Source organism: Methylotuvimicrobium sp. (assembly GCF_050611805.1).
Classification (GTDB): Bacteria; Pseudomonadota; Gammaproteobacteria; order Methylococcales; family Methylomonadaceae; genus Methylotuvimicrobium.
The window spans coordinates 1-25,537 of the sequence record NZ_JBNGHF010000057.1 but is presented as its reverse complement, the minus strand read 5'-3'; the positions used below and the strand labels follow the sequence as shown (position 1 = coordinate 25,537).

Below are 25,537 nucleotides of genomic sequence, written 5' to 3'. Positions count from 1 at the left end.
GTTTGCATTTTTTTACCTCTATAAAATTTTAGAGGCGACAACTATCCTGACACAGAGGGGTCGCCAAGGCGGTCCGAAGTCGGCGCAGGCGGCCACTACCCCACTCGATCGTGGCGGCGTGCAAGTGACTTTGCGTAAAGTCGCCGAGGAATGCGGTCTAAAAAAAAGATCACTCCGCACTGTTTACGTCACAGCTATGCCACACATCTGATTGAAGCCGGTGTCGCCTAAAGCGCCTACTGTTGGCGACCTGCTCGAAGTCCAAAAAATTCTCGGTCATCACAGTATTCTGACTACCGCCCGTTATACGCACTTGACCGACGGTACCGGCCGCAATGCCGACCAACTCATCAATGCCTTGATGGACGGTTTTGTTATCGACTGGGGGACCGTCCAATGATCCACCTCTCGTCCCTGCTCGAAACCTTTGAAGCCGAGTTGCGGGAACAGTACGCGGGTTTGCTCTTACCCAGCCATTTGAATGCGCTGGCCGCCATGAAACAGTGCCGCACTACGCACAGCCCCGTGATGCAGACGCAATGCGAGGACTGCGTTCACCAAGACTTCATCCCGCACTCCTGCGGGCATCACCATTGTCCACATTGCCAACAGGAAGGCAGCTCTCGACCATCCCTGGTCTACGCTGCATTCAGACTCCTGTCTATCAGAGCCAACAATGGCTGGAGCGGCAACTCAAAAAACAGGTGCCGGCCGAGTATTTCCTCATCACCTTTACTCTGCCCAGGGAGTTCCGAGTGCTGGCCTGGCAACAGCAACGCACCCTGTACGACTTGATGATGCGCTGCAGTTAGGAGACGTTGAATACGTTTGCCCACAACGATGCGCAGCTCAAGGGCAACGCTGGGGCGATCTCGGTGCTGCACACCCATTCCCGCCGGCTCGACACCATCCGCATGTGCACATCATCATGCCGGCCGCCGCCATCGATACCGAACGGCGGCTGTGGCGAACCAAGACCGGTAAGGGCCAAAGCAAAAAGCCCAACCCAAGCCATAGCGATCTAGAAACCACGTGATTTACACCCATGTACTGAATCAAGGCGGACAGGGGGTGGTCAGTCCGCTGAATGAATTGGGCGGTTGAACATCGCGATTTTTCGGCCGATCCAACACCTCTCAGAGCAATAGTGTGTGCTGTAGGGGTTCGCTCAATTTCATATTGCAACGATTCAATCAGGCTTCCTCGCCAAAACATCGATTTGATGAACGATGATACCCAGCATTTGCATTTGTAATTGTCGCCTCCGGCATATCAGCCATCGGTCGAGTTTTTCCGGGTCTAGCGTCGGGTTACTTCGGCCTTCCGAAGATATCCAGCCCAACAAATGCTCCAGCACTACAGAATCGTCATCGAGATAAACGCCATCGATGGGCGTAATGTTCCAGTCGGAGCAGCCGTAGCTGACGATTTCGAATCCGGCGTTCAGCAATTCGCCGTAAAGACGCCGCCCGCACTTTGCCCCGCCTGTCTCCGAACCGTTCAAGCGCCGCTCTTCCATCGATGCATCATAGCCCCGCAATAACGCATCTTCGAACTCGCAGTCCGGATACGGCGGAAACACGACAGTTTCGCCGTCGTAATTGATCGTTGTGTATAACAAGCCGCCCGGTTTCAACCCATCATGAAAACCGGCCAGGATTTGTCGCAGCGGAACCAGGTCCATGAAGGCATGCGCGGTGATGACGTCGTAGCGGTTCGGCGCGGATCGAAATTCGCTCAGCGGTGTACAAACGCATTGAAATTCTATTCGATCAGCGTCGCGTTCGGCACTGAGACGGCCAGCTGCATTTTCGACCGCAAAACCTTTGCCCTGCAAAAGTGAGGCGATCTCCGTTTCGGCGATATCGAGCAGGCCAGATTCAATATCGAGCCCGGTCAGATGCATCGCGCCGTGATCGTAATGCTGAAGGATGCGCCGAAGCATAGCTCCGGTGCCGGCGCCAACGTCGAGTAACTCGAGCAAATTTCTGCCGGCCAACTCGTTCAGAAAGTGCCGCCAAACGACAGGATTCAGGCTGCGTTGATCCAGCGCGTATTTGGCTTGCAGGAATTGGGCGAAGGCGTCCAAGGCTTATTCCCGATAAGCCGCCCAGTCGCGCTCGTTTTCCCATAATTTGACGGTCAGTTTTTGCTCGCTGAAATCGAGTCTCGACTGCAACCCTTCGTAAATGATGCGCGCGAAATGTTCGAGCGACGGATTGAGCCCCTCGAATTCGGAAAGATCGTTCAGTGTGAAGTCCTTAAACCGTTCGATTACGGCAGATAGCGCGTTTTCCAGATCGACGATATCGACCAGGTAGCCGTGATTGTCCAAGAGATCGTGCTCTATTCGGATTTCGATGCGGTAATGATGGCTGTGCCTTTGATTCTCGGCACCCCAGTCGCCGCCGACCAGATAATGCTGCGCGATGAAATCTCTACAAATAGCGAGTTGGTACATGAACACCTCAGTCGTCTTGATAATCGAAAATAATCTGTAATGCCGCATCTTTTTGCTCGGCGTTCGTGTCGAATGCCTGTCGGCACCGGTCGACCCCGAAACGATGCGTGATCCAGCGCGCCGGTTTGATGACATCGAGCCAATACCAAGCTAAAGCGATGCGCCGACTCTTGTCCCAGCGCCCGGAAAGCAGCGGATTCATCGTGCTGACTTGGCTCGACAACAATTGAATGCGCCGCCGGTGGAAATGCCCGCCCAAATCGATATCGACCCTCTTGTTGCCGTACCACGATCCAATCAGAATCCGTCCCGAAAAGCCGGTCATGTCAATGGCCCGGTTCAATGCCTCGCTGTTGCCGGACAATTCGATCACTAGGTCGAAGCCGTCCGAACCGTCTTCTTGCAAACGGGCTTGCAAATCGCGCCAAGCGTTTTCGTCGTTCGGATCGACACAATGCGCAGCGCCGATGCGTTTCGACAACTCGCGCCTCGATGCGACCGGGTCGGCCGTGATCAGAGTGGCCAGCGGAAAACGCGCCAACAGTTCGCAGGCCAGCAATCCGACGACGCCCTGCCCGAAGACCAACACCCTTTCGCCCAAGAGCGGCACGGCATCCATCACGAAATTGACCGCCGACTCCATGTTCGGCAGAAATAGCGCATCGAACGGCGACAAACCACCCGGAATCGGCAGGCATTCGCCAATAGCAACGACGGCATAATCCTGATGCGGATGGAACACGAACACCATGCGTGAAAGCCAGCATCGATCGACTCTTGAGCCGATGTCGACAATCTCCCCAACCAAAGCATATCCGTATCGAAACGGATAAGCGAAATTGCCGGCCAGGCTCGGTATTGTCGCGTCTTGCGCCAACTCCTGCGGAAAGCGTCCGTCGAAAATCATCCCTTCGGTACCGGGACTGATCGCCGAATGATGAGCCTTAATCAGCACCTGATTGTCTCCGAGAGACGGCAGTTCGAACGTCTGCAGCGCGACTTCGCGCGGAGCGGTATGGAAGACGGCCTTCGCTTCAATCGTCAACAAGCAAGGCCCCATATAAAATCAGATCGTTGCCAAGCGGGTGATAGCGGCAATTCTTTATTTCGAGCATCGGACGACACGGCTTTTCGATTGCCCTGAGTCCTCCGATGATTTTCGGCGCGATCGTGATCACGCAATAATCGATCATGCCTTCCAGCAAAAAGGCATTGATCACCTCGGCCCCGCCTTCTACCATCACGGTCTTGATGTCGAGTTCGGTCAATAATTTGCGTAGCGCCACCAGATCGATATGACCGTCCGAGCTTTGTTCGACCCGGTACACCCGGATACCTTTTGCTTCGAGCCGGCGCTGCTTGTCGGCGGGCGCATGATCGGTCGCGACCACGATCGGCAGTTTGCTCGACGCGCCGAGCATCTTCGCGTCTTCGGGAAAGCGGAGCAGGCAATCTAAGATGACCGGCTGCGGGTCGTCGCCTTCGACATGGCGCACGTTCAGGCGCGGATTGTCGACCAGGGTTGTATTGATGCCGATCAATAAAGCATCGTGATGGGCGCGTAGTAGATGGGTCAACTTCAACGAAGCGCTGCCGCTCAACGGCAGCGACGATTCGGCGTTCAGCGAAATGCTGCCGTCGATGCTTTGCGCATAGCTCAACGTAAAAAAAGGAGGGCGGCCTCTGTCATGATTGAGTTCGTCGAGCTTTTCGATGAACGGCTGCATGAATTGCAACTCTTCGGGAACAAGCCCGGCTGTATTCGGTTGGTCAAAACGCAACAAATGCCGTAATTTCTCGGCTTTGGACTTCAAATAATCCACGTTTTCGTGATGATAGACCGACTCGATCGGCACGCGCTTTTCAACCTTGATGCCCATCGCCTCCAACCCGCTGATTTTATCGGGATTGTTGGTAATTAATTCGATCGACGAAACGCCTAGTTCGTGCAAAATCAGCGCCGCTTGCGTATAGTCGCGCTCGTCGGGCAAATGACCGAGCCGGATATTGGCTTCGACGGTATCGAGCCCCTGATCCTGAAGATTGTAGGCCTGTAGTTTTTTCAGCAAACCGATGCCGCGCCCTTCCTGACGTAAGTAAATCAATATGCCGAAACCGGCTTGCTCGATCAATTGTAATGATAAGTCTAATTGCTTTCCGCAATCGCAGCGCCGCGAGCCGAAAACGTCGCCGGTCAAGCATTCCGAATGCACACGCACCGGCACGTTTGTCTTTCCGGCCACATCGGCCTTTACTAAGGCAACATGCTCCTTGTCGTCGACAGGATTGCTGAAATAATGCAACTGAAACTCGCCGTGAGCCGTCGGTAAACGGGTTCTAACAAGCGTTTCAATCGTTGGGACCGCCTTACCATTCATAATTTTGCCGGTTGTATACCCTTTGCTAGTCAAATTTCGGTGCCGGGGCGCCCGTCAAAGTACGCCGTGAATACATCCATGTAGGCTCTATGATAGCATCCATACTATCAAAGCCTTTGTCGAACACCCCGACACCTCCATGCGCTAATGCCGAAATTTGAAATGCGACAGGTATATTATTCTTATAATCATTAACAGGCCTTGATCAGACCGGCTTGTTTTGAAACTTCATACAATAAGTTTCATTGTACCCATTTCGATTTTAATTTCATGGAAAAGTTTTGGGTGGTTTGGCGATATTTGAAATGCGACAATTGGTCACACTTGCGCGTTGCAAAGCGGAAGATAAGATTATGATTACTTAATTGTTCCCCGATTAAGTCATATATCCTTCTCTCAATGCGGCTTACCAACCGCATTTTTTTTGCGTCGTAAAAACGTATACGGCCTGATCGATTGTTTTTTCAATCGGTCAGGCCGTAGTCCTTTTTCATTCCTTGAGCGGCACATCCCTGTGCTAAATCCTTACGATGTTCTCCATGGCATTCCAACAAAACGGTCATCGGATGTCGATCGACCCGGTGTTAGCCACCGAATCGCGGCCGATGGCTTGCGTATTGGTCAGCGTATTTTTGGATGCATTGATCACAGTGGATTTTTCGACTTTCGAACCAACCACATTGATCGAACCGGTACTGGCGGCGCTGTTGCGGCCTATGGCTTGTGTATTGGTCAATGTGTTTTTCGATGCGTTGATCAAGGTGGATTTCTCGATTTTAGAGCCTTCGGCCATTGCGTTGCTGCTGAATACGGCCAGTAATGCGACTGCTGCAAATGTTACGTTTTTCATGATAGTTTCCTCTGGTTACTGTAATTCGTGTGTTGAGTTCAACCCGCCGTTGAACTTGCGTACAGTATCTCGATTTCGAGGAAAAATTGCGGTGACCGAATCACACCGATTATGTGATTTATTTACTGTGAAAGTACAATGCCGGCTCCGAAGAGGGTGCGGTTGCTCGATCGACAGGCGTCGGCGGCAGGGCAGATTTTTGCTCCTGCAAAATCTGCATTCATGCCATCCATGGCAATCAGTCGCCGCCGCCGAGCCTACATGGACGTATTCACCCAGCACCTAAATTCCATAGCCCATTGGTTATGGTAACTATCGAGCATAATTTAGGTGCTGGGGGTTCACGGCGTCCTGTCGGGCGAGTGACCGCACCCTCCGCCACGCCTCGAACTTTCATTTGCCGGGGCGATGACGGCTTCTTCATGATCGTTACTGTGTTCTACCATCGTCATCCTCATCGGTCTGTTCTGGCAGATATTGCTGAAAGGCATCGCACAGCGCTCTATAGAGAGGCTGAGGATTCATCAACTTAGATACCCCTGAAGCGATAAATGCGGCGGCCATAATCGGAATGGAAATGTCATGATTGTGAGTTATTTCCAATATAAGCGTAAATGAAGTCAGCGGCGATTGTAACATTCCGGAGAAATAGGCCGTGATAGTCAACATGATCATCACCGAAGCCGGCGCGATCGGAAACCAATTGGCCAAATTAGCGCCGAACCCGGCGCCGGTAGCGATAGAGGGGACAAAAAGTCCTCCCGGAATGCCACTGAAAAAAGTAGCACAAGTGGCCAACATTTTATAAACGGGTAATAACGGGTCCATTGGCGCACTACCGTACATTATATTTTTAGCCATTTGATACCCTGTTCCGAAAGTCTGGCCTTCCGAGACAAAACCGATCAATGCAATGATACAACCGCATATAAAGGCAACCGGAATGTAAGGTAGTTTTAATCGACGCATAAAATGATGACCGGAGACAATGATCCAGCTAAATAGACCGCCTAATAAACCGCCGACAATGCCGCAGAATGGAATAGCGAGCCATTCATCGCCCCAAGGTAAATCTAAGGGATTATCGGTAAAATAAATGCTGTAGTGCAGTATCGAATAAGCAGTCATACCGGAAAAAATAATCGCGGTTAACACCAAGGTGCTAATCCGTTCTTCCAGCGCTCTTCCCATTTCCTCAATAGCAAACATAATTCCGGCTAAAGGGGCGCTGAACATCGCGGCAAATCCGGCCGCACTCCCTGCCAAAAGCAACCCTTTACTCATATAAAGCGTAGGGAAATTAGCTACTTTGCCTAAAGATGCCATGATCGATGCGCCAACATGCGTAGCCGGACCGCCAAAACCGACTGAGGCCCCCGATAACAAACCCAGAATCGGCAAGAAGGTTTTACCGATGGCAATACGTAAAGAAACCAACTTGGTGCGTTCGCTTAAGGTGTAAGGAATTTCTAATGCCGTTTTTACCTGAGGAATCCCGCTTCCTTGGCTGCCGGGAAAAAATCGAAAGGTCAACCAGGCTGTGAAGGCAATGCCAAATGGTGGGGCGAAGAATTTAAACCAGCGATAATCCTCTGAAATCGTGCGAAAAATCGTTACGACCCATTCGCTCAACAATGTCATCAATGCGATCGATACGCCGATGATGATAGCCCCTAACCAAAAAACCAAACGATGCTTCCATGGATTAGCGGATAAAAAGACCTTGTTAAATTCAAGCATGACGAGATTTTCCACCTTTTTCGATTATGAAACTGCGACAATCTGTCGCGCGGCAATCGGTCACATTCCGGAATTAAGAGAAGACAGATAAGATATACGCAACTCAACCGCTGATGCGTTTGTGCTCAAATATCCTTCCTCTTGTATGCGGCTTTTTCAGCCGCATTTTTTTTGCCCTGCGTTTCATAGATACCGATAGAACCTATAAAAAGCATTGTGTCCACGAAACACACGAAAATCATTGGCAGGACGGGGTTCGCAACCCATACGCACGCTAACCGGTTACCCACGCTGCTCTTTCCCAAGCTGGAGCTTGGGTAACAGCATAAAGTCTTCGCTCCTTCCCAAGCTCCAGCTTGGGAAGAACACCCCGGAAGCTCCAGCTTCCTGAGACCGACACAACCTCCGCACATCCTCAATTAGCCCCGATTCGTTCGTTCAATCTTCCTTGATTGTCGGGAAAGGAAGCTAGAGCTTCCTGAAAAGGTTACCCAAGCAGGAGCTTGGGTAACAGCATATTTTAGTTTTTGTGACCTCGATGCCATTTATTGTAACTTGACATTCTCGGCCTCGAAATCGCGATCTGGGGATCGCTCCCACAGAGCACCCGGCCCCTTGTGGGAGCGACGCCTTCGTCGTCCCTCACCTAACGCTCGATGAGGAAAAGCCACACCCACGCCTTATGCCGAAGCCCTCGACGCGTCCTAAATTCAATGTATCAGAGCACCTGGAGTTTTTGGCAAAACCGACGTTATTCAATTTACTCCTTTCTTGAGAAAATCCCCACAATTAACAGCCCGACAAAGATTGCCGTCAATAAACTCGGCATCAATTCGAAATGACGCTGATAAAAAGTAGAAGCCGGCTCTTTTTGGTAAGGGACGGTATATAAACCGGACCATTCTTGATTCAGCGGTGATCGATGCAAAACTTTGCCGGAAGCCAACGCTACGGTCGATATACCGGTGTTGGTCACTCTGACTACCGGCCTACGGAATTCGACTGCGCGGGCCAAGGTCATATACAGATGTTGGTAAGGCTCTTGCCAGGCTCCATACCATGAGTCGTTGGTCGCATTGACGATAAATTGCGCGCCGATGTCGGATAGTCCTTTCGAAAAATCCGGAAATAAACTTTCATAACACACCTGCGGTCCGACTTTGTAATCGTTTAATTGCAATAACACGGTCGGTCCCGGCCCTTCAGCGAAATTACCGACCATCGGAAACCAATCGCGCAGCCATGGGAATTTTTTTTCACCGGGAATATATTCGCCCAAAGCCAATAAAATTGTTTTGCTGTAATGCGGTTCGGTAACGGTTCCTTGCCTATCTAATGCAAACAGCGAATTGGTAATCAAACCGGAACGCTCGTCCTTAGCATAGGCGCCGGTTATCATTCCGATTTGACGCTCGCGCAAGTATTCGCTAAGCACTCGGGCATAATACGACTCGTTGTATTGTCCGCCAAGTAATGAAGGAAACGAGGTTTCCGACCACAACACAAAGTCGACACCGACATCGGGATTCGACTCCAAACCGTTTTCGGTCACGGTCAGATATTTTTTTAGAATTTCAGTCTGAAAGCCCTTGCCGTGCGCGGCCGCATGTTTTTCCGTATTACCGATATTCGCTTGCACCAACAGCGTATTGAAATAGGCCTCAGGTTCCGGCAAACGATTTTTCAATCCCAAACCGGCCAAATTAAAACCAGCAAAAACGATGATAACGCCGGCTAAAATCGTCAACCCGCTGCGCTCTCGGCGCCGTTGCCAGGCGACCAACAACGGCCAGTTCAGCAATATCGTGATCATGCTCAAACCGGTGAATCCGACAAACTCGGCCCACTGATAAACCGGCAAGCCGAAACCGTACCAGGTATATCCGAAATTCCATTTGAACAGCATCGGCAAGCCGAATTCGCACAATACAGTCAACACGGCCATGTGCGCGAATGACAACCAATGCGGCCAGCGGAATAACTTTACGCCGGTATACCACAGTAAGCCGGCGGCCGGGACGAACAAATGACCGAATAATGCGAACAAGAGCATACCGATACCGGCTACAAACCAGTTGACTTGAGCAAATTCATGCAACGTATAGGTCACCCAATTGAAGCCTATCAGGGTGTAAATGAAGGTCGTCAGAAAACCGCCGAGTAAAACGTTTTTCAAACTATTCTGACGGCTCCAGAATAGCCAAAGCGGCACGAAACAAAACAGCGACGCCCAAGGAGGAAAAGGAATATAACTCGTTCCGATAAAGACGCCTGAGGCAATAGGCAACAGCCATGGATGTTTGAGAGGCGATGCGGCTGTTTTCATTGAGGTTGGATAGATTGATTGTCGAACGACTAGCGCCGAACGAGGGACGCTAGCCGTTCGATAAAGTTAAAACCGACAATTAAACCATAATAAACATAAAGCTCATGAAGTATTTCTAGAGATGAGCTAAACATCCCCGCTAACCTTTCGGGTGAGCGATAGTTAATAAAAACGCTTTCTCTCGCTCCTAAGGAATATGCACAAATTTACTTCTATAAGTTTTAGGCGCTGTGGAGGTTCGGCGACTCGCTTAACTGGACGCCGTGAATACATCCATGTAGGCTCGACGGCGGCTATCCCTGCCGCCGACGCCTGTCAATCGAGCCACCGAACCCCTTTCAGTATTTGTCGAAGTTATTTCATGCTCGTTCCCAAGCTGGAGTTTAGGAACGAGACAACTTCTTATTCTTCATGAACTTCATGGTGAAATACATTTTTAGGATAAAGCTTATTCACGCTCTTTCCCAAGCTCCAGCTTGGGAAAGACACCTCGGAATCTCCAGCTTCCTGTGACCGACACAACCTACGCACATTCTCAATCAATCCCGACTCGCTCGTTCAATTTTTCTTGATTGTCGGAAAGCTAGAGCTTCCTGAGCAGGTTACCCAAGCTGGAGCTTGGGTAACAGCATATTTTAGTTTTTGCGACTACGACTAGCCCCTGCTCGGACACTTGACTTCGGTAAGCTGAAGCATCTTGCTAATCAGGTATCGTGCGTTTCGTGGACAAAATGCTCTATAGGTTGAACGAAATACTTAGACCGCTTATTCGGCCTTTTTCGCTTCTTCCTCGGTAGTCATGATCAACGACGCAAAACAATTCATCATGCTTTCCGTGTAGTTAGCATGCGCTTCGGCAAGCTCCTTGGGAGAACCGAATTCACCTCTGAGCTCATTGAGCACCTCCTCCGGGTTTTCCGCTTTGCTCAATGTCAGCATTTTCGTGTAACTACGATAGGCTGCGCGTCGTTTCGGGTCGAATGCTAAGATGCCGGGCATGTTATGCGAGCTTAGATCGACGACACAGCGCGCCATCGTTTCCGGCGACAAGTTATAATCTTTCACATCTTTTTCTTCCTGCATGTCTTCGAGAACGGCTTGTTCATATTCCGTTTTTTCGCTGCACGCAACAAGCATTGACGCGGCCATTACAATAACTACTATTTTTTTCATTCGATTACCTGATAGTGAGTTGCCGGAGACTGGGGCAAGTGAGTGATCTCGGTCATGGCTTGTTCGATCCAAGCTTCTGCTTCGGCATTAATATCGCCGGCTTTTCGATTTTGTGTCTCGATAGGCGGTCCTATTCTGACCTGAACAACGCCCGGATATTTCAAAAAACTGTAACGCGGCCAACATTGCCCGGCGTTATGAGCGACAGGAATTACCGGATAGCCGGATTTTTGCGCGAGTATCGCACCGCCGGCATTGAATTTCTTTTTTTCTCCGGGAGCGGCGCGTGTTCCTTCAGGAAAAACCACAACCCATAGTCCTTCCTTTAGGCATTCTGTACCTTTATCGATCAAGGTCTTCAGTGCTTCGCGTTGATTGTTGCGATCGATAGCAATCGGTTTGAGAGTAGCCAATGCCCAACCCCAAACCGGCAGCCATAGTAAGGATTCCTTGAGTACAGCCGTTTGCGGAGGCAAGATTTTCCTGAGCGCCACGGTTTCCCATGCCGATTGATGCTTGCTGAGCACTACTGCCGCATCGATACCTTGAATATGCTCCAAACCCTCTACTTCATAACGGATTCCGCAGGATTTTTCGACCATCCATAGCAGCAAATTTATCCAAATGCCTGCGACTTTATAGCGGACTGAAAACGGCAGGACCACGCAGGCCAAGATGATCGGGCCGAACAACAGCGTCGATATGATGATTCCTAATAATAATAAGGACGATCCGAAATAGACGCGAAAGGATGACTGGTAATTGAATGATGTCGATTGAGTCATGAATGAAAATGTTCTAGAAATCACGCAGTATTAAAAAACCGCTCGAACCGGTACATTGAGCAAACCGGCTCGAGTGGCAATCGCTCCGATTTACGATTGCAGCCTTGAAATATCGGCGATTTGTAAAAACTGCTCGGACAGCATGTTCAGCAAGCCGAGGCGGCTGTTACGCAGCTCAATATCGTCGGTCATGACCATGACGTTGTCGAAAAATGCATCCACGGTATCCTTCAGTTGCGCCAGGCGATTCATCGCGGCGGTATAATCCTGTTGTTGCAATAGGGGGCCGATCGCCTTAGCGGATGCCTGTGCGGCTTGCAACAATTCGATTTCCGCCGGCTCTGTTAGCACATTGCTATCGAAGTCTTGAGGCGCCTCGGTTTTTTTCAAAATATTGCGAATTCTTTTGTTGGCGCCGGACAAGCTCTCGGCTTCGGGGCGTTGCCGGAACGTTTTGACGGCTTCCAAGCGGCGCATGAAATCCAACGGTTGCTCCGGCAATACGGCCAATACCGCGTCGAATTCGTCGGGGCTAAACCCTTTGTCAGAACAATACCCTTTGAGCCGGTCGTAGATGAATTCCAGCACCATTCGATGCGTTTTAGCTCTGTCGAAGTCGTGCTCGATTTGTTCAATTGAAAAATCCACGCACGCTGTCAAATTTAACGGAAGTTCGCGTTCGATTGCGGTGCGAAGCACACCGAGCGCGGCGCGGCGCAACGCATAGGGATCCTTATCGCCGGTCGGAATCAAGCCGGCGCTGAATATACCGGTGAGCGTATCGATCTTTTCGGCCAACGACAAAATTTGTCCGGTCTTGCTAGCGGCCGTGACGCTTCCGGATTGTTTAGGAAAATATTGCTCTTCGAGCGCTTCGGCGACTTCGGCCGGTTCATTATCGGCCAATGCATAATAGCGGCCCATGACGCCTTGCAAGTTTGGGAATTCTCCGACCATTTCAGTCAATAAGTCGGTCTTGGCAAGAACGGCGGCGCGTTTGGCCAGATTCGCATCGGCATCGAGTTGCGTGGCGATATAATCGGCCAGTTGTTTAACCCGGTGCGTTTTATCGGCCAAGGTGCCCAAAGTTTTTTGGAAGACAATGTTTTTCAGCGCGTCGACCCGATCTTCAAGGCGCAGCTTGCGATCCTGTTTCCAGAAAAATTCGGCATCGGACAGACGCGGCGTGATCACGCGCTCGTTACCTTCGCGTATCGATTCCGGACGAGTGCTTTCGATGTTACTGAACGTGATGAAATGCGCCGACAAGCTACCGTCGGCTTGCTTGACCGGAAAATATTTTTGATTGGTCTGCATCGTCGTGATCAACACTTCGGCCGGCAATTCCAAATAGCGCGGATCGAAATGCCCGATGACAGGGACCGGCCATTCGTTCAACGCGGCGATTTCCTCAAGCAGGTCTTCCTCTATGTGAGCGGTACCGTCGACCGATTGCGCGGCCTGCTGCGCCGCAAGCCGGATTTTTTGCTTGCGCTCGTCGAAGTCGGCAATGACTTTACCGGAATCGAACAATATATCCCGGTAGCGGTCCGCGCTCTCGACAGTCAAAGCGACAGGCGCATGAAAACGATGGCCGAAAGTCTGCTTACCTGTAGTCAGTCCGAGAATATCGGTTTCAATGACCTGATCGCCGAATAACAGCACCGCCCAGTGCACCGGCCGAACGAATTCGGTCGCATAATTGCCCCAGCGCATGCGTTTGGCTATCGGCAAGCTATTAATGCTGCCACGCAATATTTCGGGAATCAACTTGTCGGTGGCCTGACCTTCGACCTGTTGACGATAAACCAACCATTCGCCTTTGTCCGTAGTCAAGCGTTCCAGGCCGTCAACCGTTGTGCCGCAACTGGCGGCAAAGCCCTGAGCAGCTTTGCTTGGCGCACCGTCGGCGGCGAATGCAGCCTGCACTGCCGGCCCGCGTTTTTCAACGGTTTTATTCGGCTGTGCAGTCGCGAGATTTTCAACCCAAACCGCCAGACGCCGGGGCGTGGCATAGCCTTTAATGCCGGAATAGCTTAAATCGGCATTATCCAGTCCCTGCCTGACATTGTTGAGCAAGGCTCGGCTGAGCGTTATCAGCGTTTTAGGCGGCAATTCTTCGGAACCCAGTTCGAACAATAAATGCTTGGCGTCGCTCATGCTTGCACCTCCTTGCCGGCCAACATTGGAAAACCCAACGACTCGCGGCGTTGGTAATAACATTCGGCGACCGATTTGGCCAGATTCCTTACGCGCAGGATATAGCGCTGCCGCTCGGTAACAGAAATTGCGCGGCGGGCGTCAAGCAAATTAAAGGTGTGAGAAGCTTTGAGTACCATTTCATAGGCCGGTAACGGCAAATCTTGCGACAACAATTTTTCGCATTCCTGTTCGTAAGTGTCGAAACAATTGAATAAGAATTCGACATTGGCATGTTCGAAGTTATAGGCGGACATTTCGACTTCGTTTTGATGAAAGACATCTCCATAGCTGACCGTACCGAAAGGCCCTTTGGTCCAAACCAAATCGTAAACACTTTCGACACCTTGCAAATACATTGCAATGCGCTCTAAACCATAAGTAATCTCACCAGTAACCGGTTTGCATTCAAGACCACCGACTTGTTGGAAATAGGTAAATTGCGTAACTTCCATGCCGTTCAGCCAAACTTCCCAACCCAAGCCCCAGGCGCCAAGCGTCGGCGATTCCCAGTTATCCTCGACGAAGCGGATGTCATGTTCAAGCAGATCCAAGCCCAAATAACGCAATGACCCTAGATACAATTCCTGAAAATTATCCGGCGACGGTTTCAAGATGACTTGAAACTGATAATAATGCTGCAGGCGATTCGGATTTTCCCCGAAACGGCCGTCGGTAGGTCTGCGCGAAGGTTGAACATAAGCGGTATTCCAAGGTTCCGGGCCGATCGAGCGAAGAAAGGTCGCCGGATGAAAGGTACCCGCCCCGACTTCCTGGTCAAGCGGCTGCAATAATACGCAGCCCTGCCGGGCCCAATATTCCTGCAAGGCTAAAATTAGCCCTTGAAAAGTTAATAAGTCGTTATTTGTGCTTGACACGGTTGCTCCAGGGAATAATAAAAAAACGATTCGTCTCCTTAATCGTTTTGTCCGTATTTAAGGCCTTGACTCTAAAGCCACTTTCGCTTTGTCTAAATAAAAGCGCCGCTTTTTAAGAGTGACCATATAAAAAATTGACCGATTATAACTGAAATTAATAAGCTAGGCACTGCGTTGAAGAAGCCGAATAACGAAGCAGGATAAAACCAAAATACGGCGGCGTACAAAAAATGCTATTTCGATAATTCGCTTTTCGCACTCGCCTGTGACAAACGTTCTAATGTAGAACTCAGCTTTAACAATGCGCAAGCTAAAGAGTCGTCTTCACGGGCTTCGGCATTATGCCGAATTTCGGCAATACTGGCTGCGCTGGGTATATTCACATGGTGATCGGGTTGCTGCTCAACTTGGCGATGAAGCGCTTCGGTGATTTTAAATTGTAATATGTCTACCCGGTGATTAGGTATTTTATCGATAGCGCCTAGGATGGCTGTGCGATAAAAACGTAGTTGCGAAGCCCAATTAGCCGAATCGGCATACACCATCAGCTTATTTCGATCGATTACACAATGCGCAGCACGCTCTTTCAAATGATCGGGCAAGACCTCCCTAACGATTTTCAATAGTTTTTTTTGTTGATCAATTTGACTATATAAAGAAGCAAGCGAACGGTTGGGATGCGCAAGCAATTGTCTAAAGGCGGTGGGGTTCGGCATATGCTTGAAAATTTTAATCGACAGTAAGGTCCACACGATTATAAAGAAATTTTCTTGTTAATTCAGTGACTATTAAAAAACACCTGCTCTGATAAGGCGATTGATTCTAGACGGTAGCTGTTTTGTCAGTTGACTTTGAGGAAATAAGGCATAGAATAATCTTAGCTTGAAATTCGATATGTCTTTGATGTTTTAGTTACGGCGTTTTTTCTGTAGTGCTCTGTTTCTGTAGATCCTCGTTACGTTCTGCCATTAAGAGATTTCACTATTTCTTAGCTAGACGGTCCGCTTTAGGGCTAAATGATTTAATTTTTATTTTTAAGGTTTTGAGTATGTCTACTACTACAACAGGCACAGTTAAATGGTTCAACGCTGACAAAGGTTTCGGCTTCATCGAGCAAGGCCAAGGTCCTGACGTTTTCGTTCATTTCCGCAACATTGCGGGCTCCGGTTTCAAGTCCCTGACTGAAGGCCAAAAAGTTCAGTTTATCGTGACTCAAGGTCAAAAAGGCCCACAAGCCGAAGAAGTTACCGTTATCTAAATATTTTTGTATAAATAGCTAACGGCTAATTATTCGACACAAGGAAGTGTCGACGAAGAGATTACCCTTCCCGCTTTTCCTCACCCAAAGATTTAACCGATTCGCCAACTCCAGAGTGGCTTAACGAATACCCCCTGAGATGCCCATCGCATATCAAAATTCGGCGCGGGGGAGTTCGTCAAAGGCCCAGCATCTATATTCCATAACCCATTGTCCATGGTTAATTTAGGCGCTGTACCTGTCAAGCGAGTAACCGAACCCACTACAAAACTCATAGCTCAAGGAAGTTATTTATCACGAATTCCTAATTACGCTGACTTCGGGGGTTCAACCGGACTTGTTCAATAGCCTGTTTGATTGCTTCGGTGACCGCATTTTCCATCTCTTGATACATTTGATCGGTAATATAAGAGCTTTTATCGACGATACTCCGCACATAGCAGGCAGGCAAGCGATTCAATGCAAGACAGGCAACATCATCAATAAAATCCTGAGTCAACGGCTCCTTGCTTTTTTGAACCATATTCCAAAGCTGGTCAACAACCAATCTTTCATAATAATTACTAATGTTTGGCATACCCTTCCCTACTTACTCAATTTATTAACAGCTAACTATCTGCGTTAGCTGTTTTATGCGTTAAATAATAGTACAAATCTCAAACTAAGGATTTCGCGAAAAATAACTTCCTGGAGTTATGAGCTTTGTCGAGGGTTCGGTAACTCGCCTGGCGGGATGCCGTGAACCCAGCACCTAAATTATCCAAGATAGTTAACCATAGCCAATGGACTATGGAATTTAGGTGCTGGGTAAATACGTCCATGTAGGCTTGACGGAGGCTTTCCCTGCCGCCGACACCTGCCAATCGAGTTACCGAACCCTCCAAAAATAGGGAAATCATTTATGACCAAATCCTAAAGCGTTCATTCCAAAAAGCCGCCCTAGATAATAGCGATTCAATACTATTTGACAAAGCCCTCAAATAAGCATAAAAAGAACTTAATGGTTTCGAACTGAAATCATTGAGGATATGGTAAAAACATTCTCCCTAATGGCTCCTATGTCTCTGCGTTACTGCCGCCAAGCTAACGATAAACCGTCATTCCCGCAGGGATGACCGACACTTACGGTTCGCAGTACCCTTAGGGCCCTATACCTTGGCTGCCGAAGCCAAACCGTTAGCATTCCCAGGCTGGAGCGGCGGGAACGAGGAAGAACATGAATATCGGCAATCTTTAGCCGCATGACGGCTTAATTTAATGACAGTGACGTTCTGCGTAAGAATGATGGAGAATCGAAAGATTATTTACAGCCATATCCTAAGATCCTGTCTAATTTATAGGAGGTCAACACATGAAAAAAAGTCTATCGATTGTATTATCCGGGTTACTTTGCTCATTAGCCACCGCCAGTTTCGCAGCGGAGCAAGCGGTTCCGTTCCCCGAAGGCTACCGTAATTGGCTTCACGCCAAGAGCATGTTGATTCAACCGGGACACGCATTAGAAGACCCCTTTCAGGGGATTCATCATATCTATGCCAACAAATTAGCCGAAGACGGTTTGAAATCCGGTAAATACAAGGATGGAGCGGTATTGGTTTTCGACCTGCTCAACTATGTCGAAAAAGATAAAACGATACAGGAAGGCGATAGAAAACTGATCGGCGTGATGCTAAAGGATGCCAAAAAATTTGCCGACACCGGCGGCTGGGGCTTCGAAGGCTTTGCCGGCGACAGCAAAACCGAAAGACTGGTTACCGATGGAGGTAAATCCTGTTTCGGTTGCCACGCCCCTCAGAAAAAAACCGATTACGTGTATTCGGAGTTTCGTAAATAAAGCAGCGCTTTTGACAATATACCTTTCGCACTTCAAATTTCGGCAGTGCCTGAGGAGGCGCCTAGGTGTCTGATAAAGGCTTTGCCAGCATGGAGCTGGCATAGAGCCTACATGGACGTATTCACGGCGTCCTTTAGCAGACACCCAGGCGCCGAATTTTGACCTGCGATGGGTATATAAAACACGGACGACGCGGATTCGGCGATTCACGAACCCTTGTGGGCAACAACCATCAATTCGCGTCGTCCGTTTACCGATCCGTTGTCTTGCCCATATTTCCCGGAAATCGTTCAGCCGAAATAACTGATCGCCCCCATCAGTGGGGTACGCGGATTCAGCGATAATTTTACCGACACGGTATCTAGAAAACCGCTAAAGCGCCCCTTGGCTTTAAATGCTTCGATAAACTTACCCGACTCCAATGCCGACCGAATTTTAGGACCAATGCCTCCTCCGATAAAAACCCCGCCGGTCGCGAATGACTTCAAGGCCAAATTACCGGCTTCGGCACCGTAAAGCTCCACAAAAATCCGGATGGTTTCGGTACACAAAGGATCTTCGCCGTTGATGCCCAGTCTTGAAATAATCGCGTTACGATCGCAGCCGTATACACTCGGAGTGCAGTCAGGAACCGCAGGACAAGGAGGTGCGAAATAGTTTTCGACCAAAAAGTCATAAATATTGCCGAACCCCATGCCTGAAACGAGCCGTTCGAAACTCACATGCCCGTTGTATTTTTTTCTCAGAAAGTTTGAGAGCTGATCCTGCTGAACGGTTTGCGCGGCAAAGTCACAATGACCGCCTTCGGTCGCTATCGGATGATGGCGCACACCGTCCCAATACAATATGGCTTCGCCGAGGCCGGTTCCCGCTGCGATCACGGCCATATTTCCGGCTTGTAATTTGGCGTTAGGATTCAATTCTACCCAGTCTTTTGGTTCCAAACACAGCATGCCGAGCGCCATTGCTTCCAAATCGTTCAAGAGGCGCACCCTATCGGTGCGCAAGGTTTTTTTCAGCGCTTCTGCATCGAGTTGCCAGGGCAGATTGGTCGGCTCGCAGCGTTGCCCGATAACCGGCCCCGCGACGCCGAAACACGCCGAATCCACCTTGACGCCCGCCGGCAAAAATTTATCCAACACCTCATCGAACTCTGAAAATTCAACGCTGCTGAAGGTTTGTTCTTGTTGCAAAGCAATCAAGCCGTGTTCGTTCTTGCTCAATAATGCCAAGATTGTTTTGGTCCCCCCGATATCGCCTGCCAGAATCATTGTGAATCTCCTTGTTTTGTTTGATTATTATTTTCAAGTAGATAAATCAACGCATCAAGCATACCGTTGGCGACTTGATGCGGAGGCAGCTGATAAAACGCCTGCCAAGCGAGCGAAACGAACTCTTTGTAATTATCCTTAGCTTCCGGATGGAGCTTGAGCCAACAAAGCCTGACCGCGTGACCGATGATGATATCGGTCACCAGGGTATCTTCGATTCTAATCGAGGGATTGTCGCGAAACACGAAAGCCATTGCATTAAGGGCTTCGACGGTCAACTGCCGGTAGACCGGGGCCTGAATCTTATTTAGCAAATGATTGACATGTAATTTGAAGCTTTGTTCGCCCGACGTCATTTGCGCTAACGTCGTTTCGCTATCCAATCGTCTCTTGCTGCTGAGTTTATCACCGATCATCAAGCCTTGACAGTGATGCAAAATATCCCAAACGCCCGTAAAAAAACTTTCGCTTTCCCGACCCAAGCTGCCCTGCCGTTCGCGCCAGTTATACCAGTCTTCGGCTTCGCCGAAATTTTCAGGATCCGTCTTTGGCGAAAAGCGTGCGCAAGTCAATTCCTGGCATTGACCGACATAATTTAGCGTCTCGACTCGCTCGAATTGATATTGCGTATTGGTGAAATCCTCTAGGGTCTCGCGGACTTTTTGCATCAACTGATAAGGCGGCAAGGTCAAGACTTCGTTATAAGCCTGATCCAAGGTACAGTTCGAGTCCTTCTTTTGGCGCACCAAAATCAATTGCAAAATATGCCCGACACGAATCGTATGCATATCGGCAAATAGTTCCGGGTGGTACTTGATCAGCATACCGAGATACAGTATCAGCTCTTGAATGATGATGTGCTCACTAGCGTCGTGAGTGTCATTATAAGTGCGGATAATCTCCAGAATCTCCGACGAGTCAGCCGGGCGCTTCAAAGTCGCCTTACCGCTGTAGGCTCGGCCTACCGTCAATTGATGCTGATGCACTAAAATTTCGGTAGCCGCCTGTTCGAGATCGATATCGTATTTACCGAGCAAGCCCGCGCTACGACGAATGATATCCCAAACCGCAAGATCGCCCGCACGGATATAGACCTCCTCGAGCAAGTCACGAATCCGGCATGGATTGTCGTCGGCATCCTTAAGCCCGGTATCGTAATCCAAACCATGACGCCCAGCCAGTAACACAAGCGCTTCCAATTGTGCATAGAGATTTGAGTTGGTAGTCAATTGTTCGATCAACGCTTCATCGTCACTGATTTCCCAGGTGATCGTAACAAAAATATTCAGCGGTTCCGGCGGTTCGGTATCGATTGGCAAGATTAGAAAACAAGGCCGTTGCGGCTTGTCCCAAGATGGCGCTGAAAACTTGAAATCGTGCAAATAATCGATCTTTTCATGACTCGAACTTTCGGCCAATTTCGATAACTCGTCAAACTTAATGGGTGTGCTGTTAATTTGCCCACTTTTCAGTTCTTGAATAAACTCGATCAACACATCACGATCGTCATCGCTGAGCATATTATATTTAACAACCAATACGAATAACGGCCCCCCTGTTGTGTCGTCCCAATTTTTATGGATATAAGACAACTCCGAGCGTAAGCGCTGAATCAGCAAACGATTGTCCATCGCTAGATAAAAGCCTTTTTGATTCAACAATTGGGGTAAAAACACCAAACGTTCGTTGGCCATCAAATAAATTCTGGAGGTCGCCAAGGTTCTTAATTGCCGTAGCGGTCTTCCGGTTAAACCATGATTATCATTGCGCCCGATATTCGTATAAGCCGCAGCTAATTCGCTCGCGTCGCGAATTTGTATAGGAGAAATTTCAGCCAACGTTTGGGTGTCGATTCCCCATGCCTTCAAATCGGCTTGAATCGTTTCATCCTCGGCAATCACCGCAACCTGCAAGGTGCAATCGCAGGTTTTCTCGCGGATTTTATGCCGTCCGAGCGGGTCGATGTCGTCGATCGCTAATAACCCGTCTTCTATCAGGTTTCCGAGAATAAACAAGCCCTGAGCCCAAACCAATGGAATGTTTTCGTTCGGTATCCGAGTTTGGCTATGAGGATTAGCTTTTTCGGCGTCGATCGCCTCCTTCGGTACGATATATAGTTCGGGCAATAATTGCCGCCCGTTTTGTTCAACTAAGAGCGCTTCCAGCTTAGCCCTGTATTGCGCCGCCTCGTAATTATTACCTGCATACAAATTATTCAGCAGCAGGTAACAAAAAAACAACGGCCACTCGCATTCGATGTCCATAAATTGCTTTAATTCATACGGTTCGTAATGCAGGCGGCTCGGGTCTTCCAATTCGGTTTGGTGACCGTCCAGCAAAAAACGCTTGCAGCCGTAACGGCCCTCGAGCTTTTCACGGATCAAGGCCTCGGTGCGGTTTTTCAATTCCTGATTATCGACCGCGAAAGCCGGAAATCCGGTAATGCTCAATACCGCCGAATCGACTTCCTTGGATAAGGACTCCCTGGGCAGCAGAGATTCCAGCGCGTTACGGGTGCGGGCGATATCATCGCTGATCACATGAATGACCGAGTTTTGCCCGCCCACGGGTCCAAACAAATTGAAGCCGGACATCGCCTCAAGCGCGGCCTTGGCCATGCCGATCGAGCTAGCGTTCAACTCGGCGATACCCCGGTTAATTTTGTTGCCGCGCTCCCAAATACCATAATCGGGAGTCCGGTAAGCCCTGCTGATGTAATGCACCAAGTTCTGCACGAAATTGACTTCATCAATCGTGAACACGATGCGCAGTCCCGATGCAGTCATTTGCGCCAGCATCAACAGAAATAACGACGTGGCATCCAACTGCAAATGCCCCCATTCGCTGTCGCCGACCACCACTTCGCCGGTTTTTAGATCGTATTTGGCATGCAGCGCATCGAGGGGGTCCTGCGTTTGTTTAAACATTTCGACTTTATGCGCTTGGCGCATCATCGCAACCAAGAGTCCACGCATTAACTTAACCACGCTTTGTTCCAGCAGATAAGCTTTGCCATTCGGCTCGCCGGACTTTCGATACGCCAAAGCTAGCCCCCAAGGAGCAAGGATGCTGTAAACATTATCGCGAACCCAGGCGTCATTATAATTACCATGAACGTTGTTTGCGGTACTAGCCGGCAGTAAACCGCTGATCCAGTCTTGTCTATTCAAAATGATATCTCGCACTTCGTCGAAATAGGCATCCAATTTTTCAATTTGCAACTTGTTCTTCATGAATTTTTTCCGTGTAACGAACACAATCTTTGGGATCAGCTTTTTACTTTAACTTAAAGCCATGCAATCAGCCGATTTTATTTTTGGGATGAATCAAGCAAATTACATTCCTGACGAATCGAAAAGCTTCTTACCACCAACCGGATTCTGCTAATCTATTCTTCTATTTCAAGTTTCGGTGGAAAACTTTGTTGTAAATAGGCGGTTATCGTATTTAAGAAAGTCTATACGATAGAGGCTGGTATCGGCTCTATCGCGCCGTGCGCGAGCAAGATCATCGGAAAGTGACGCTAAAATATCTCGCGGAGAGTCGCCCGAGCGATGCGATGTTGGCAAACTTTTGCAGTGAATTTGAAACACTGAAGCACGTGACGATACCGACCGTGATTGAGGGACTGGACCTGTTGGATCATAGCCGGTGCTTGATTTTGGTGCGTGAATATTTTATTGGATGCACATTACGGGAATATGCGACCGACCGGGCATTACCGTTTCGGGAGTCGAAGGGTGAACGGTAGTTTGAGACTTCACCAAGCCGGTGAAAGTGTTGTAGACCCTTCATGCTTCGACTTGGCTCAGCACGAACGGTCTACAACACATGCCAACAGCTCTTTCTAGGTTTAAATATTTTTGTGATTTTCGTGAACGAAATGATTTTTATAGGATGAATCGAACTATAACGCTGCTCCGCTAGGGCGTCTCATTGCTCCCCTTCTGGTAAAATACGCGCTTCGATTCAGTCGGCGACGAGGATAACTGTGTCAGGATATTTACCGTTTATTGGGCGGCAATGGCCTCTTTTGGGGTTTGGGTTTTTCACGGTCTTTTGGGGGAATCTCGGACAGTCGTTTTTTTTGAGTTGGTACGGCACCGATATCCAGCAAACACTGAGCCTTTCGGCTTCCCGCTACGGCGGAATTTATGCCTTGGCCACGGTCGCGAGCGGTTCATGCATCATGCTATTGGGCGGCTTATTGGACAAATGGCGTATCGGTTTCGTAGCGACGCTAATTGCCGTCACACTGATGGCGGCCTGCCTGTCGCTGTCCTTCGCCGATTCAACACCGGCGTTAGCCATCGGTTTTTTTCTAATACGACTGTCCGGACAGGGCTTGATGCCCTTGACTGCGCAAACGACAATGGCACGCTCGTTCAATGAAAATAGAGGCAAGGCTATCAGTATCGCGCTGAGCGGCGTTCCGGCAGGAGAAGTCATCATGCCTGCGCTTGCGGTGTCATTGATTGCACTGCTCGGCTGGCGGCAAAGTTGGCTGGTATGGGCACTGAGCATTCAGCTGCTTTATTTGCCGTTGACCTATTGGTTTTTGCGCTTTTCGAAGACAAGCTCTAAGGAAGAACAGATACCCTCCGATCATTCAAACTCGGGCAAATCTTCCGGCCGGCTTGAAGTACTCAAGGACTGGCGGTTTTGGTCAACCCTGCCGGCGGTATTATCGGGCCCTTTCATGCTAACCGGCATTTTTATCCAACAAGGCTTCATTTTGGCGCAAAAAGGCTGGAGTCCTTCCTGGCTGGCCGGCAGCTTCGTGGCTTACGGTATATTGCATTGGCTAAGTTCGATGCTGTCGGGCATCTTGGTTGATAATTTCAGTGCAAAACGTTTGTTGCCTTATATTATGCTACCGTTGTTTCTATCGTTAATTAGCTTAGCGTGTCTTGACGGACTATGGGTAGCGCCATTATTCATGAGCTTTCTGGGCATTTCGATCGGCATGATGAATACCGTCATCAGTGCGCTTTGGTCCGAAGTGTACGACACCGCCAAGCAAGGTTCGATTCGCTCGATGATGATGTCGTTGATGGTTCTCGCCTCTTCCGTATCGCCTTGGCTGTTCGGCTTGTTGATCGATGCCGGAGTCGACAGCTTCGGTCTTTTTATTGGCTCGGCAATCGCGGTGCTGCTGGCAGGACTATTGGTCTTGCCGGCTTATCCTCCTATAGCCCGAAAATAAGCGGAAACAAACAGGTTCGGCAATGGCTCAGTATGAAATGTCATAATCGATGAATAAAAATTCACTTTATCTAGTTGGCGCGATTGCCGCCGGTTTTATCTATAACCGAGGGCATGAATTCTCATTTTTAATCAAGCATCTTTTGATGATCATGTTATTCTTTCCATTGCTGAAAGCCAGCGTTCCAAGGGATGCGGCCGTCTATAGCCATGCGATGAAACTATGCTTAGTCATGGCCGGGACGAGTATTGCCGCGTATTGGCTAATAAAGAACTTGGACGGGGAACTGGCAACGATCGCTTTTTTGTTGATCGCCACGCCGACCGCGACGGCAGCGCCCATGGTAATTAGATTGCTAAACAAAAGTGTGACTTATGTAATTACCGCCGTGGTCACGACAAATTTATTAGCCGCACTGTCATTACCCTTTATCTTGGATTTCATTCATCCCGGAGAGCGTAACATTAACCCCGGCAACATGTTGCTGGCGACAATGACGGTCGTCGGCGTACCGTTGGTTTTAGCCCAACTCATTAGAGCGTATCGCATTCAGTTGGCGAATAAACTCACAAAGATTAACAAGCTGCCGTTTTTGATTTGGCTATTGGTTATCTACCTCGCCACGGCAAAGGCTTCCGATTATTTGTACAGCCACCACGTTCCATCTCTGATGCTCGGAAAGATTGCTCTTATTTCGCTGCTTACATGCGGATTCAATTTTTTGATAGGCCATTATGTAGGCGGCGTAAATTACGCCGTGGAAGGCAGCCAGTCGTTAGGCCAAAAGAATACGATGTTTATGTCCTGGATCGCTCTGGAATACGTTTCCCCGCTTGCAGTCTTAGGCCCGGTTTGCTATCTGGTTTTTCAGAATCTTTATAACTCGGTTTTGTTAAGCAGGAATAAGCACCCAAAACCGGTTGGTTAATGAAGAATACAGACGGCAAAGATAAACCTAAATTCGGCAGTTTAACCATGAAGCACATGAAGTTAACGAAGTATTTCAACAGATTACCGAAACATTCCAGCTAACTTTTCGGGTGAGCGAAAGTAGCACACAAACGAATGACAAGTTATTGAATTAAAACTATTATTTTTCATGATCTTCATGGTGAAATGCTTTTTTTACTGTGAAAGATCGTAAATTTTGATTCATTATCTAATTTTTCGATATGCAA

General features: G+C 49.0%; 21 protein-coding genes and 2 pseudogenes. 8 read left to right on the top strand and 15 right to left on the bottom strand.

All coding sequences use genetic code 11. The features are described 5' to 3' along the window. The 3 genes and pseudogenes from ACRJJO_RS19055 to ACRJJO_RS19045 form a co-directional block, all read left to right on the top strand. Positions 1-211 (top strand): annotated as a pseudogene (locus tag ACRJJO_RS19055) (hypothetical protein); the annotation flags it as partial. A gap of 9 nt (positions 212-220) precedes the next feature. Beyond that, positions 221-400 carry a hypothetical protein gene (locus tag ACRJJO_RS19050; RefSeq protein WP_431067192.1) on the top strand — a complete coding sequence of 60 codons (180 nt, stop codon included), beginning with the start codon at positions 221-223 and terminating at the stop codon, positions 398-400. Then, positions 397-1,003, top strand: a pseudogene (locus tag ACRJJO_RS19045) (transposase zinc-binding domain-containing protein); the annotation flags it as partial. The gene ACRJJO_RS19050 and the pseudogene ACRJJO_RS19045, both read left to right, overlap by 4 nt. A 186-nt stretch (positions 1,004-1,189) precedes the next feature. On the opposite strand, the gene ACRJJO_RS19040 reads toward ACRJJO_RS19045, so the two are convergent. From ACRJJO_RS19040 to ACRJJO_RS18985, 12 genes are all read right to left on the bottom strand, one after another. Continuing rightward, positions 1,190-2,089 carry a class I SAM-dependent methyltransferase gene (locus tag ACRJJO_RS19040; RefSeq protein WP_431067191.1) on the bottom strand — a complete coding sequence of 300 codons (900 nt, stop codon included), beginning with the start codon at positions 2,087-2,089 and terminating at the stop codon, positions 1,190-1,192. Between the two features lie 3 nt (positions 2,090-2,092). After that, complete coding sequence (locus ACRJJO_RS19035) at positions 2,093-2,461, bottom strand: 6-pyruvoyl trahydropterin synthase family protein (RefSeq protein ID WP_431067190.1); 369 nt, start codon at positions 2,459-2,461, stop codon at positions 2,093-2,095. Between the two features lie 7 nt (positions 2,462-2,468). After that, positions 2,469-3,509 carry a zinc-dependent alcohol dehydrogenase gene (locus ACRJJO_RS19030; RefSeq protein WP_431067189.1) on the bottom strand — a complete coding sequence of 347 codons (1,041 nt, stop codon included), beginning with the start codon at positions 3,507-3,509 and terminating at the stop codon, positions 2,469-2,471. After that, a complete protein-coding gene (ribA, locus tag ACRJJO_RS19025; RefSeq protein ID WP_431067188.1) occupies positions 3,496-4,839 on the bottom strand; it encodes a GTP cyclohydrolase II in 1,344 nt (447 codons plus the stop codon). Before ribA ends, ACRJJO_RS19030 begins: the two co-directional genes overlap by 14 nt. Before the next feature lie 559 nt (positions 4,840-5,398). Next, on the bottom strand, positions 5,399-5,689 hold the full coding sequence (locus ACRJJO_RS19020; RefSeq protein WP_341327663.1) for a hypothetical protein: 291 nt from the start codon (positions 5,687-5,689) through the stop codon (positions 5,399-5,401). A gap of 429 nt (positions 5,690-6,118) precedes the next feature. Beyond that, positions 6,119-7,429 (bottom strand): chloride channel protein, encoded by a 1,311-nt coding sequence (locus ACRJJO_RS19015; RefSeq protein WP_431067187.1) that lies wholly within the window; start codon positions 7,427-7,429, stop codon positions 6,119-6,121. Positions 7,430-8,189: 760 nt separating this feature from the next. Next, positions 8,190-9,755 carry an apolipoprotein N-acyltransferase gene (lnt, locus tag ACRJJO_RS19010; RefSeq protein ID WP_431067186.1) on the bottom strand — a complete coding sequence of 522 codons (1,566 nt, stop codon included), beginning with the start codon at positions 9,753-9,755 and terminating at the stop codon, positions 8,190-8,192. Positions 9,756-10,520: 765 nt separating this feature from the next. Next, positions 10,521-10,928: a hypothetical protein gene (locus ACRJJO_RS19005; protein WP_404357671.1), complete on the bottom strand. Its 408-nt coding sequence runs from the start codon at positions 10,926-10,928 to the stop codon at positions 10,521-10,523. Further along, positions 10,925-11,713 (bottom strand): lysophospholipid acyltransferase family protein, encoded by a 789-nt coding sequence (locus tag ACRJJO_RS19000; RefSeq protein WP_431067185.1) that lies wholly within the window; start codon positions 11,711-11,713, stop codon positions 10,925-10,927. Before ACRJJO_RS19000 ends, ACRJJO_RS19005 begins: the two co-directional genes overlap by 4 nt. Before the next feature lie 90 nt (positions 11,714-11,803). Further along, positions 11,804-13,873, bottom strand: coding sequence for a glycine--tRNA ligase subunit beta (gene glyS, locus ACRJJO_RS18995; protein ID WP_431067184.1), 2,070 nt, complete (start codon positions 13,871-13,873; stop codon positions 11,804-11,806). Beyond that, on the bottom strand, positions 13,870-14,790 hold the full coding sequence (glyQ, locus tag ACRJJO_RS18990) for a glycine--tRNA ligase subunit alpha (protein ID WP_431067183.1): 921 nt from the start codon (positions 14,788-14,790) through the stop codon (positions 13,870-13,872). The genes glyS and glyQ overlap by 4 nt, the downstream gene beginning before the upstream one ends. Before the next feature lie 233 nt (positions 14,791-15,023). Then, positions 15,024-15,506 carry a DciA family protein gene (locus ACRJJO_RS18985; protein ID WP_404357678.1) on the bottom strand — a complete coding sequence of 161 codons (483 nt, stop codon included), beginning with the start codon at positions 15,504-15,506 and terminating at the stop codon, positions 15,024-15,026. 332 nt (positions 15,507-15,838) lie between these two features. On the opposite strand from ACRJJO_RS18985, the gene ACRJJO_RS18980 reads away from it, so the two are divergent. Further along, positions 15,839-16,048, top strand: a complete 210-nt coding sequence (locus ACRJJO_RS18980) for a cold-shock protein (protein WP_017840831.1) — start codon at positions 15,839-15,841, stop codon at positions 16,046-16,048. A gap of 304 nt (positions 16,049-16,352) precedes the next feature. Here ACRJJO_RS18980 and ACRJJO_RS18975 read toward each other — a convergent pair whose 3' ends face one another. Then, complete coding sequence (locus ACRJJO_RS18975) at positions 16,353-16,625, bottom strand: late competence development ComFB family protein (RefSeq protein WP_431067182.1); 273 nt, start codon at positions 16,623-16,625, stop codon at positions 16,353-16,355. A gap of 774 nt (positions 16,626-17,399) precedes the next feature. On the opposite strand from ACRJJO_RS18975, the gene ACRJJO_RS18970 reads away from it, so the two are divergent. After that, positions 17,400-17,882 carry a cytochrome P460 family protein gene (locus tag ACRJJO_RS18970; RefSeq protein WP_431067181.1) on the top strand — a complete coding sequence of 161 codons (483 nt, stop codon included), beginning with the start codon at positions 17,400-17,402 and terminating at the stop codon, positions 17,880-17,882. A 290-nt stretch (positions 17,883-18,172) separates the two neighbouring features. On the opposite strand, the gene glk is transcribed toward ACRJJO_RS18970, so the two are convergent. After that, on the bottom strand, positions 18,173-19,153 hold the full coding sequence (gene glk / locus ACRJJO_RS18965) for a glucokinase (protein ID WP_431067180.1): 981 nt from the start codon (positions 19,151-19,153) through the stop codon (positions 18,173-18,175). Then, complete coding sequence (locus tag ACRJJO_RS18960) at positions 19,150-22,386, bottom strand: glycoside hydrolase family 15 protein (protein WP_431067179.1); 3,237 nt, start codon at positions 22,384-22,386, stop codon at positions 19,150-19,152. Before ACRJJO_RS18960 ends, glk begins: the two co-directional genes overlap by 4 nt. 260 nt (positions 22,387-22,646) lie before the next feature. Here ACRJJO_RS18960 and ACRJJO_RS18955 point away from each other — a divergent pair, with 260 nt between their 5' ends. The 3 genes from ACRJJO_RS18955 (at position 22,647) to ACRJJO_RS18945 (ending at position 25,287) form a co-directional block, all read left to right on the top strand. Further along, positions 22,647-22,904 (top strand): hypothetical protein, encoded by a 258-nt coding sequence (locus ACRJJO_RS18955; protein ID WP_431067178.1) that lies wholly within the window; start codon positions 22,647-22,649, stop codon positions 22,902-22,904. Between the two features lie 240 nt (positions 22,905-23,144). Next, entirely contained in the window at positions 23,145-24,359 is a 1,215-nt protein-coding gene (locus tag ACRJJO_RS18950) for an MFS transporter (protein ID WP_431067177.1), read from the top strand. 49 nt (positions 24,360-24,408) lie between these two features. Then, entirely contained in the window at positions 24,409-25,287 is an 879-nt protein-coding gene (locus tag ACRJJO_RS18945; protein ID WP_431067176.1) for a bile acid:sodium symporter family protein, read from the top strand. The last annotated feature ends 250 nt before the right edge of the window (positions 25,288-25,537 follow it).

Excerpts from the sequence above, each read along its gene's own strand:
- ACRJJO_RS19015 (WP_431067187.1), bottom strand. The coding sequence starts at position 7,429 with ATGCTTGAATTTAACAAGGTCTTTTTATCCGCTAATCCATGGAAGCAT.
- ACRJJO_RS18980 (WP_017840831.1), top strand. The coding sequence starts at position 15,839 with ATGTCTACTACTACAACAGGCACAGTTAAATGGTTCAACGCTGACAAA.
- ACRJJO_RS19000 (WP_431067185.1), bottom strand. The coding sequence starts at position 11,713 with ATGACTCAATCGACATCATTCAATTACCAGTCATCCTTTCGCGTCTAT.
- ACRJJO_RS18975 (WP_431067182.1), bottom strand. The coding sequence starts at position 16,625 with ATGCCAAACATTAGTAATTATTATGAAAGATTGGTTGTTGACCAGCTT.
- ACRJJO_RS18985 (WP_404357678.1), bottom strand. The coding sequence starts at position 15,506 with ATGCCGAACCCCACCGCCTTTAGACAATTGCTTGCGCATCCCAACCGT.
- ACRJJO_RS18960 (WP_431067179.1), bottom strand. The coding sequence starts at position 22,386 with ATGAAGAACAAGTTGCAAATTGAAAAATTGGATGCCTATTTCGACGAA.
- ACRJJO_RS18970 (WP_431067181.1), top strand. The coding sequence starts at position 17,400 with ATGAAAAAAAGTCTATCGATTGTATTATCCGGGTTACTTTGCTCATTA.
- ACRJJO_RS19035 (WP_431067190.1), bottom strand. The coding sequence starts at position 2,461 with ATGTACCAACTCGCTATTTGTAGAGATTTCATCGCGCAGCATTATCTG.
- ribA (WP_431067188.1), bottom strand. The coding sequence starts at position 4,839 with ATGAATGGTAAGGCGGTCCCAACGATTGAAACGCTTGTTAGAACCCGT.
- glyS (WP_431067184.1), bottom strand. The coding sequence starts at position 13,873 with ATGAGCGACGCCAAGCATTTATTGTTCGAACTGGGTTCCGAAGAATTG.
- ACRJJO_RS19020 (WP_341327663.1), bottom strand. The coding sequence starts at position 5,689 with ATGAAAAACGTAACATTTGCAGCAGTCGCATTACTGGCCGTATTCAGC.
- glk (WP_431067180.1), bottom strand. The coding sequence starts at position 19,153 with ATGATTCTGGCAGGCGATATCGGGGGGACCAAAACAATCTTGGCATTA.
- ACRJJO_RS19005 (WP_404357671.1), bottom strand. The coding sequence starts at position 10,928 with ATGAAAAAAATAGTAGTTATTGTAATGGCCGCGTCAATGCTTGTTGCG.
- ACRJJO_RS18945 (WP_431067176.1), top strand. The coding sequence starts at position 24,409 with ATGAATAAAAATTCACTTTATCTAGTTGGCGCGATTGCCGCCGGTTTT.
- lnt (WP_431067186.1), bottom strand. The coding sequence starts at position 9,755 with ATGAAAACAGCCGCATCGCCTCTCAAACATCCATGGCTGTTGCCTATT.